This is a genomic window from Streptomyces sp. NPDC044061 (assembly GCF_056434305.1).
The window spans coordinates 1-9,547 of the sequence record NZ_JBWKFL010000105.1; the positions used below are offsets into that span (position 1 = coordinate 1).

Annotated in this window: 8 protein-coding genes and 2 pseudogenes; 2 read left to right on the forward strand and 8 right to left on the reverse strand. The window is 65.5% G+C overall.

The genetic code is table 11. The features are described 5' to 3' along the window. Window positions 1–326: 326 nt before the first annotated feature. A pseudogene (locus AC07CM_RS49475) lies at window positions 327–425 on the forward strand (IS5 family transposase); the annotation flags it as partial. A gap of 331 nt (window positions 426–756) precedes the next feature. On the opposite strand, the gene AC07CM_RS49480 reads toward AC07CM_RS49475, so the two are convergent. The 8 genes from AC07CM_RS49480 to AC07CM_RS49515 form a co-directional block, all read right to left on the reverse strand. Next, a protein-coding gene (locus tag AC07CM_RS49480) for an IS3 family transposase (protein WP_186288249.1) occupies window positions 757–1,925 on the reverse strand; the annotation gives its coding sequence in 2 pieces (ribosomal slippage) (window positions 757–1,673 and window positions 1,673–1,925; 1,170 coding nt in all). A 65-nt stretch (window positions 1,926–1,990) separates the two neighbouring features. After that, window positions 1,991–2,482: an enoyl-CoA hydratase/isomerase family protein gene (locus AC07CM_RS49485; protein ID WP_478883157.1), complete on the reverse strand. Its 492-nt coding sequence runs from the start codon at window positions 2,480–2,482 to the stop codon at window positions 1,991–1,993. 134 nt (window positions 2,483–2,616) lie between these two features. Then, a complete protein-coding gene (locus AC07CM_RS49490; protein ID WP_478883158.1) occupies window positions 2,617–3,897 on the reverse strand; it encodes a cytochrome P450 in 1,281 nt (426 codons plus the stop codon). A gap of 59 nt (window positions 3,898–3,956) precedes the next feature. Next, the gene (locus AC07CM_RS49495; protein ID WP_478883152.1) at window positions 3,957–5,297 is read right to left on the reverse strand and encodes a cytochrome P450 family protein; all 1,341 of its coding nucleotides are present in this window, start codon (window positions 5,295–5,297) and stop codon (window positions 3,957–3,959) included. A gap of 10 nt (window positions 5,298–5,307) precedes the next feature. Further along, entirely contained in the window at window positions 5,308–5,868 is a 561-nt protein-coding gene (locus tag AC07CM_RS49500) for a GTP-binding protein (protein WP_478883153.1), read from the reverse strand. A gap of 3 nt (window positions 5,869–5,871) precedes the next feature. Further along, window positions 5,872–6,255, reverse strand: coding sequence for a DUF742 domain-containing protein (locus AC07CM_RS49505; RefSeq protein WP_478883154.1), 384 nt, complete (start codon window positions 6,253–6,255; stop codon window positions 5,872–5,874). Then, window positions 6,248–7,096 (reverse strand): roadblock/LC7 domain-containing protein, encoded by an 849-nt coding sequence (locus tag AC07CM_RS49510; RefSeq protein ID WP_478883155.1) that lies wholly within the window; start codon window positions 7,094–7,096, stop codon window positions 6,248–6,250. Before AC07CM_RS49510 ends, AC07CM_RS49505 begins: the two co-directional genes overlap by 8 nt. After that, window positions 7,093–8,277 carry an ATP-binding protein gene (locus AC07CM_RS49515; protein WP_478883156.1) on the reverse strand — a complete coding sequence of 395 codons (1,185 nt, stop codon included), beginning with the start codon at window positions 8,275–8,277 and terminating at the stop codon, window positions 7,093–7,095. The genes AC07CM_RS49510 and AC07CM_RS49515 overlap by 4 nt, the downstream gene beginning before the upstream one ends. A 554-nt stretch (window positions 8,278–8,831) precedes the next feature. Here AC07CM_RS49515 and AC07CM_RS49520 point away from each other — a divergent pair. Beyond that, window positions 8,832–9,547: pseudogene (locus AC07CM_RS49520) on the forward strand (transposase); the annotation flags it as partial.

Here is a 9,547-nt window from a genome sequence, read left to right on the forward strand (position 1 = left end):
CCGCGCTCCTGCCCAGCGTTGAACTCGCGCCCGGAGTCCTGGTACGGCACGTGGACGCCGGACCCTACGGAGGCCTTGCCAAGGAGAACCTCCCCACACAACTGTGACTCGGCAGCGGTGGCGGCCGGCGCCGAAGGGTCAGATGCAGACGGATGTTCGCCCGGGGCCGGCACATCCGCTCCGAATCATCGATGACCTCTGCTCGAAACCGCTGCCGTCCCGATGGTGAACCGACGCCATGTTGTCACCGACGGCTAGCACCACAGTGCCTCCCCCCACGAGACCTCGGCCGGGCCAGGCTCCCACGCCGCATACGGCCAACAGGCCACTTCCACCGCTCCGAAGCCGTCATCCACGTCGCGATGATCGACCTCATAAGCCGACACCTCACCCGCGAATCCACCCCGAACTGGCTCGACACCTGAACCTCGAACCAAACAACCTCGCCGGGACAAAACGCTCTTTGACCCCAGTCTCGCCGTCCAGCCGCTTGCAGGCGGTGGTGTGCCAAGCCGGGATGAAGTAGCCAGTCGGTACGATGTCTCTGCTCTACCTATCGACAGTCCGTAGAGCCCCGCCCCAGGGAATGGTTGAGCTGCGCTGTCAGAAGGTGGGCGTCAAGCTGGGCGATGGCGACGGTGCGATCGGCGCGTGCATGGCCAGCAAGCACTTGATCAGTATGAGGGACTCCGGTGAGCGCCCGCGGAGTGGCTGAGGGGCCCTGCGCTTCTCGGACAGCGGTGTTGAGGGTTCTCCTTATGCCGCTGCCTGCAACTCCTCGTACTCGGCGTGTACTTCTGCGGGAGTCTTGTAGCCGAGTCCGGAGTGGAGGCGTTTACGATTGTAGAACATCTCGATGTAGCGGACGATCGCCCGGTGGGCATGTGCGCGTGTTGGGAACGTAGTTCGGTGCACGAGTTCGTTTTTGAGGGCGCCGAAAAATGATTCAGCCATCGCATTGTCCCAACAGACACCGGTGCGGCCGACCGACGCTCGCAGGCCCAACGAGCGGAGCTTGCAACGAAGTTCCCGAGACGTGTACTGGCTGCCGCGATCGGAATGAAATATGCAGCCTTCGGCGAGGTCGATGTTCCGGGCCGCCATATCGAGTGCATCCGATATGAGAGAGGTCTTCATGTGGTCGGCCATCGCCCAGCCGACCACAGCTTTGGTATGGCAGTCGATGACGGTCGCGAGATAAAGGAACCCGGCCCAAGTGTGAACGTAGGTGATATCGCTGACCAGTTTGCGCCCGGGAGCGTCAGCGGTGAAGTCACGGGCCAGCAGGTCGGGCGTGGCCGGCGCCGCATCATCAGCGATCGTGGTCGCCCGCCAGGGCCGCGGCTGGCATGGCACCAGGCCGAGCTCGCGCATCAGCGCGCGGACCAGTTCCGCTCCGGCCTGCACGTTCATCCGCTGGAGCACGGCGTGGACACGCCGGTAGCCGTAGGTCTCCTGCGAGTCAGAGAAGACCTGGAGGATGACGGCCCTCAGTTCCGCACGGCGCTTCGCGGTGGCCGACAATGGCCTCGATCTCCAGTGGTAGAAGCCCGACGTGGATACTCCCGCCCAGGTGCACATCTGCTGCACGGGAAAGTTGTCGGCCTCGCCGTCGATGAACTCGTACTTCTCCGTCACCGGTATTCCTGGGCGAAGAAGGCCGCCGCTTTTCCCAGGAACTCGGTCTTCATACGGAGTTCCCGGTTCTCGCGTTCCAGCTCGCGCAGGCGGGCACGTTCGCTGATGTTCAGCGGAGGCTCCTCCCCGGCGTGCTCTTGCCGGTACCGGCTGACCCAGGTGCCCAGCGTTCCCTCGTTCACTTGTATCTCTCGGGCGACCTCGGCGATCGGGCGCGACTCCACGACCACCATCTTGACCGCCTCGTCCCGAAACTCAGGACTGAACTTCCTACGCTTCTGTGCCACGTGCTCTCTCCGCCGTTCTGGACTTCAATCCTATGGGGACCGCTGTCCGAGGACTTCGGGGCGCCTCAGGCCTGGTCCATGTGTCGACAGTTTGGTCCAGCAGTTCGAAGGAGACGATCTTGTGTTAGAGACCAAGGCGATGGGTGGTGGGTGCGTCGAACGTGTTGCAAGTGAGCATGAGTTCGCGAATTCTTGCGGCGCCGGCCTCGGAGGTAAGGCCGCCCATGGCCCCCCGGCGGGTGGGAGGACCCCACCTCCGGCATCCGGAAGCGGCAGGTGTCGGCGGCTACGCGCAGGTCACAGAAGGAGGAGAGCGCGAGGCCGGCGCCGATGACTCTGCGATGGAGCCGGGCGATAGAGATCGCGTGAGTGGATACCAGGGCCTGACACAGGCGGTAGGACTTGTCCACGCTGCGGCGCAGGGCGGTTCCGGTCGGATCCGCAGCCAGCGCCACCTGGAATTCGCTTCGGTCGGCTCCCAAGCAGAAGTCCTCGCCCAGGTATGACACAGCAGCCGGATGCGGCGGCAGTTGATGGAGCTCGTCGACGAGAGTGATGAGGTCGTCGAGGACGGCGACACTGAGCGTGTCGTCCTGTTGTGAGGGATTGAGTCACACACGGAGGACAGAGCTGTCCTGCTCGATGGCCACAGTTTTGAGCGTGCGGGCAGTGAGGGTGCCGCGGTTTTCGATCATGCGAGGGCTACGTCCAGGTTCAGCAGACGCCGGAACGCCACTCGGGGTGCCCACGACGGGCGGCGCACGAGGGTGAGGCGGGGCAGGCGTTTGACCAGTTGCTGGAGAAGGGCCTGGGCTTCCAGCCGCGCCAGCGGGGCCCCGAGACAGTAGTGGATGCCTCCGCTGAAGGCGAGATGATCGGGTTTGCGGTAGGGGTCAAATTGCTCGGGATCGGTATGCCTGGCCGGATCCCGGTGAGCGGCCCCCACCATCAGGTGGACCATGTCATTCTTGCCGATCTCAACTCCCCCCAGTACGCAGTCCTTGGCGGATATGCGGCTGATCACGTGCGTGGGCGGGTCGTAACGCAGTGTTTCCTCAACGAATGCGGGCACTAGGTCGGGGCGGGTGGCGATCAGGTCCCACCGCTCTGGGTGCTCGACGAGTCGCAGCGTCATGGTCGACAGCAGGCTGGAGGTGGTCTCCAGTGCCGCGAGAAGGACGAAAAGGGTCAGGAAGTAGACCGCCTCGTCGGCCTTGTCGCCATCTGGTTCGATGGCGTCCCAGGTCTGTATCCAGCGTGAGACGGGGTCTTCACCTCGATGGGCGCGCCGGTGGCGTACCAGGTCCATGAAGTAGGCGCGTAGCTCGGCCGTGGCAGCGTCCGAGCGGGCCAGCTGGCTGGCGGAAGGCAAGAGTTCCTGGGTGAAGACCTGCTCGTGCGTCAGCTCGCGCAGGCGCGCCCGGTCGGCAGTCGGCAGGCCAAGCCAGTCGCCAATGGCGGTGACCGGGAGCTCCTCGCTCACCAGGGCTGCGAAGTCCGCCTCACCAGCATGGAGTTGCTCTGCCAGGGAAGCGAGAAGCTGATCGGTCACCCGGTTTATCGTCCGGCCGATCCGTTGCAGGGTTGGGCGGCCGAACATGCTGGCCGCCTTGCGTATTCGGGTGTGTTCCGGAGGATTCAGCGCGGGCAGGGTGTTACTCATCTCCCGTGAGGAAAGGGCGTTCCAGCGCGTGCGGGCGCCTTGCTGTCCGCGCCAGCGCTTGTCGGGCTCCAGCCAGTCACGGCTGCGGAGCACCTGGTCACACATGTCGAAGCTGGTCGCGACGAAGCCGCCCCAGGGAGCAGGGCTAAGCGCACCCCTGGACCGGAGCTCCATGTAGACGGGGAAGGGATCGGCCTGCCCCTTCGCCGTCCGAAGACGGGAGAAGATGGAGACGGCTGAACGGCGATCGTGCACCGGATTTGCGGAAACCACCACGATGACGGCTCCTTCCTGAGCATCAACCGCCATACGTACCCACCAGATGATTGAAACATCCAGTAACGTCAGGGTAGTTGGGGTTACGTTGGTCACTCCCCTCTTGTCCACGCCAGGAAGCGGCTGAACAGGCCCGCCTTAGCCCGCGGCGCCGACCGGGACGTCGGAGCGTCGGACCGCTGGGATGCCTGAGGGCGAGCGGGCTCGGATGGGACGGGCCTCAGGGTGCGAGGGGCGAACCGGACCGGCAGCGTCACGAGCGAGCGGCTCCACGGCGTCGGCACCCAGGTAAGCGCCTTGAAGGGCACGCGTACTTCGAGGTCTGGCAGCCGGTGGAGGAGGGACTCGACAGCAGTGACCGCGATCAGGTACGCCGAGTCTTTGGCGGGACATGCGTGGGGACCCGCGCCGAAAGCCAAGTGCGCCCGGGAACTAAGCTGTTCCCGGTGTTCGGTTAGCTTGGGGTCGGTGTTGGCGGCCGCGAAGGAAATCAGGACCGGGTCGTTGGCCCCCAGCGTCCTACCGCCCAGTTCGACCTCGTGAGTCGGGTAGTGAGCCCCGTAATTGGCGATCGGCGCGTAGTTCCACAAGGATTGGGAGACTGCGTCCTCGACTGGCAGGCCGACCTGCCAGTCCTCGCTCAGGTACAGCGCGCTGCTGGTGCCGATGGCGGCCGCCAGGGGTGTGGTGCCGCCGGAGAGCAAAGTCACGAGCTGGTGCAGCACCTCGTCGTCGGTCAGCTGCGCGGAGTGCTCCATCAGACGCGTCGTCAGGTCTGCTCCAGGACGGTGCCGCTTGAGAGCGATCAGCCCGGCAAGTGCCCCACCCAGCACCTGATCAGCACCGGCGGTGCCGTCGAAGATGCCACTTATCCCGGCAATCAAGCGATCGCCGATCTCGGGCGGGCAGCCAAACAGGTCACTGAAGACCAGCAGCGGCAGAGGTTGTGCGTAGGAGGCCATCAACTCGGCCTGACCGCGGGGATCGGAACTGAAGCAGCTGATCAGGTAGTCGGCGGACCTCTGGGTCTGTCGGACGAGCTGGCGTTCGCTGACGGTGGCCAGGCTGTCAGTGACCGCCCGGCGCAAGCGGGCGTGCGCCGCTCCGTCGCTGAACAGAGCGTTGGGACGGTAGCCCATCATTGGCAGGGCCGGGCTGTCCTCGGGGATCCGTCCTTCGTTCAGCGCCTTCCAGCGGCGGGAGTCGCGGACGAAGAACGAGGAGTTCTGGAGGATGTACAGCGCGGCGTCGTAGCTGGTGATCAGCTCGACCTGGACGTCGGGAGCGATGTCGACGGGTGCGCTCGGGCCGAGCGAGCGCAGGTAGGCGTAGCTGCGTTCGGGGTCGGAGCCGAACTCGGGGCCGTACAGCTGGACGTTGCCGTGCGCGGGGCAGCCGGGTGGTCTGCCTTTGGGGTCGTGATGCTGCTGCATGCCAGGGCTCCTAGCGGAGTAGGGACATGAGGTGCTTGACGAGGGTGATGAGGGCCTGGGCCGCAGAGTGCTGGTCGCGTACGTCGCACCCCACGACGGGGGTGTCCGCGCGAAGGTTCAGCGCCTCGCGGATTTCCTCGAGCGAGTAGGTGGTGCTGCCCTCGAAGTGGTTAACGCCGATGGCGTACGTCAGGCCGGAGACCTCGACTAGGTCCAGCACGCGGAAGGACTCGCTCAAGCGCTGGGGGTCGACGAGGACCAGCGCGCCCAGTGCGCCCCGGGAGAGGTCCTCCCATATTTCCTTGAAGCGCTCCTGCCCTGGCGTTCCGAAGACGTAGAGGACCAACGTGTTGCTGAGGGTCAGCCGCCCGAAATCCATGGCCACGGTGGTAGTCGTCTTGTCCGGCGTGCCCGACAGGTCATCGAAGCCCACGCTGGCCTCGGTGATCTCTTCTTCGGTCTGCAGCGGCTCGATCTCGGAGATGCTTGCTATGCAGGTGGTCTTCCCAACCCCGAAGTGACCCACGATGAGTACTTTCGCCGAGCAGGAGACGTCTGGATCGAGGTACACGGATCACGCTCCGAATCGGCTTCTCAGGCCATCGAGCACGGCGCTGAGCAGTTCTCTGTCGACGCGTTCGGCGCGCGGTACGGGCTTCCTCACGAGGATGAGATCGCTCTCCTCCATCTGGGCCAGGAGGATGCGCACTATGCCGAGGGGCAGGTGCGTGTGGCCGGCCACCTCGGCCACAGACAGGAAGCCGTCAGCAGTCAGGTCGATAATTGCCCGCGCCTCCGGCGGCAGCGTGCGTGCAGCGGCCAAGGCGCCCTCGTGCGCGGTCACGAGGGTGGTGCGCTCGTACTCCTGGTCCGGGGGCAGGGCACGCCCGTTCGTGATCACGAAGAGGGGCACCAATGTGGACGTCAGTTCCAGATCCTGGGCGTACTCGTCAGGCATTGCTGCCTGCCTTCCCTTGTGGGGTGCGATACGCGCTCAGGCGAGGTACAACCTTGTGCAGGCGCGTGGTGAACTCCTCGACGTCACAATCTTGTTCGGCTGCTGCGGCCAGGAGGGTGCCGTGGCTGGCCGCGATCAGGAAGATCCAGCCGTGCTGGAACTCGATCACTGTCTGCCGCCACTCGGAGTCGTCCCGAACGCCGGCGAACTGCGATGTGACACGGCTGTAGGCATGGATGCCCGACAGGGCCGCGGAGATCGTGTCCGCCAGGTCCCGGCTCATTCCCGAGGTCGCTCCACGGGGCAGGCCGTCGGGCCCCAGCAGCACGGCATGACGGGCGCCTCGCACATCTGCGATCACCTCGTCGAGGTCGGCGAGCACATAAGCCGAACTGCCTGTGGCCTCGCTCCACGTCGGCGTCCCACTGGTGCCCCGGGCGGGATCCTCGATGTTCACCCGCGGCGGTGACGTGAGGTTGTTACCCAGCCTGGCGACGAGCCGGTGCATACGGAAGGAGATCTGCTGCATGTCGACCTCGGGCGCCGCGGCAGCGGCCAGGTAGGCCCCCTGCCCGGCTCCGATCAGGAAGATCCACCCGTGAGAGAACTCAATGATCGTCTGGTGCCACTGCCCGCCATCTGACAGCCCGGTGAAGTGGGAAGTGGCCCTGCTAAGCGACTGCATCCCCGCCATCGCGGCGGAGAGGGTGCGCACATCTCTCGCGAGAAGGCCTTCACTGGCTCCCCGCGGGAGGCCATCGGCGGACAGCAGGACAGCGTGGCGCGCTTTGGGTACGTTGGTCACGATGTCCTCGAGCATCCACGACACATCTGCGGTCATGCGTCTTCGGACCCTTCGATCGACGCGGAGTCGAGGTTGCGGCCCGAAAGAGCACCCCTCCGGAATGCCCCCAGGCTGCGACCGGAGGCACGGCCGGCTTCCTCGTGCGGCCATGACAGCGGCCGGGAGTCCTCACTGTCGGAAACGCCGGCGACGGGCGCCTGCCGCGCCCCGCGCTTGGGCAGACCATGCGCCGTGCGTCTCACGACCGGCGCTCGGCCTTCCGCACTCCGGATGCTGCTCACCGGAGCATCTTCCACCGGTCGCGGTGCCTGCTCCTCAGTCCACAGCTCCTCCGGCAACAGGACAACGGCGCGGACACCGCCGTAACGGGATACTCCCGTGACGTCGACCCGGAACCCGTAGTGGCGAGCGAGCAGACCGATCACCGGGAAGCCGAACTTCGGCTGATTCCCGAGCTGCGACAAGCGGGGAACGAGGTTGCCAGACAGCAGTGCGCTCGCCCTCTGCCGTTCCTCATCATTCATGCCGACGCCTGCATCGTCGATGACGATGCACAGGTTCTTCTGGACCCGCTGGAAGGTCACCTCGATCGGTGCATCCTGCTGAGAAAAACTGGCGGCGTTGTCCAGCAGTTCGGCAACAGCGAGCGCGACGGGCGAGACTGCGGACGGCTTCAGCGCGAAACCACTCTGCTGCATGATCTCGACGCGTCGGAAGTTGCGGATCTGGCCCTGAGCGCTGCGTACCACGTCATAGACGCTTGCGGGCCGGTTGCGGCGGCCCACCGGCGCACCGCACAAGACTGCGATACCTTGCGCCTTGCGCGCCATCTGCGCGTTGGCGTGGTTCACTTCCAGCAGATCACCCAGAACAGCATGGCCGCCGTACTTGCTCTGTAGCCCCTCCAGGAGCGCCATCTGCTCGGCCGCGAGACTCTGCAGGAAGCGGGCAGCACCCTTGAGGACCGCCTTGGTGCTATTTTCCGCCGCCTCCTCTGCCTCCCGGATCGTCCCCGCAAGCTCCTGCGTGTACTTCTGCAACTCGGACCGAGCAACGACCAGTTGACTCTCAGCCGCGTTGAGCCGCTGCGCCAGTGCGTCCTCGGCCTGCTGCTTCCTCGTTCCCAGGGCTCTGTTACGCACGATGAGCACCACGACTGCAGCGACGCCTATCGCTGTCACCACAACCAGGCACCATGCAAGCGCGTCTCGATTCATGGAATCCCTTCTCGGCTCGTGAAATGCCGATGAAAAACGGATGCTCTCTCCGCGGGATACCGCGACACGACTCGGGAACCGTTCGACCACTGTTGCGTGAAGAGGGAGGCCGACTTGGGATCAGAGCCTGCGCTGAGAGGATCAAGGTGGCAGATGCGGCGATGTTAACACCGCGGACCAAATCTCGAGAGGCGTGTCCCACTTTCTGAGATAACGTCAACAGGCCTTCTACATGTGGGGTGTTGCTCCACCCCTCCGATGAACACCACGGAAACTCTGGACCCTGGATCAACGGCGTCCTTTTGCCACGAGCCAGTTCTCCTGCGCAGCACAGTGCGAGTGGGCGTGAGCGTCTCTGTCAGTCATCCCGAGGCCTGTCGGCCTCACCCCGGGGCCGGGAAAATGGGGCGGGGTGCCCGTCTGGAGGACGTCGTTTCTGCTTGGTGCGAGTGAGCCCGATAGTCAGTCGGACGCGGGGGCCGTGTGCAGGAATCCAGTGTTGTTGCCATGAGCACGCAAGAGAGCATCTCGGCCATCACGTCACCAAAGCGCTGGTGATGCACCAGGCGGACGAGGTCTTCGAAACCTCGGTGAGTCGGCATCTGTTCCCGGACTCTTCCGGCCGCAGGCACCACCGGCCGAAGACCGGCCGGTGGTGGGACTACACACGGATCCCCGGCCGTGCCCGCTCCCACACCACTGCCCGCCAGTGGGAGACGTTCCGGCTGCACGGCACCCTGGCCGGGCACCTCGATGCCTACCGGCACCGCAGCCTCGACCCTGCGGTCACCACCCCGGAACAGGCCGCCGCGTTTTTCGCAGGGATCGCGTTGCTCGAGCAGCCGCGGCACCTGCCTGCACCCGCGCGCCCTTCGGGACGCATCGAGACGGGCGAAGTGACAGCGAAGAAGACCCCGAAGACGCGGGCCGCGACCTGGTGGGACCACACCGGACCTCTGGCCGTCGTCTTCACCGGTGGTGCGGCCTCGCGCCGCGGTGATCTGGTCCTGCCCGTCCGCTTGCCGTCGGGGTCGGGCCGCTGGCCGCGCCTGCTGCACTTCCTGAACAACCCCGCCACCTGGCACAAGATCGACCTTGTCCGCCGCCGGGACAGCTCCGCGCCGGGCGGATGGGCGTACGAAGCCCACCTGATGGTCCTGACCGGCCCCTACGCGTCCCCGGCGACGAAAGCCCGCCGCCAGGCGGCGAGCGCACTCGAGCGGGTCGCAGGGATCGACGGCAACGTCTCCAACCTCTCCATCGTCTCCTT

Bases quoted from the DNA above. Each gene is read 5' to 3' on its own strand.
- AC07CM_RS49490 (WP_478883158.1), bottom strand. From the start codon at position 3,897: ATGGCGGTTGATGCTCAGGAAGGAGCCGTCATCGTGGTGGTTTCCGCA.
- AC07CM_RS49495 (WP_478883152.1), bottom strand. From the start codon at position 5,297: ATGCAGCAGCATCACGACCCCAAAGGCAGACCACCCGGCTGCCCCGCG.
- AC07CM_RS49505 (WP_478883154.1), bottom strand. From the start codon at position 6,255: ATGCCTGACGAGTACGCCCAGGATCTGGAACTGACGTCCACATTGGTG.
- AC07CM_RS49510 (WP_478883155.1), bottom strand. From the start codon at position 7,096: ATGACCGCAGATGTGTCGTGGATGCTCGAGGACATCGTGACCAACGTA.
- AC07CM_RS49515 (WP_478883156.1), bottom strand. From the start codon at position 8,277: ATGAATCGAGACGCGCTTGCATGGTGCCTGGTTGTGGTGACAGCGATA.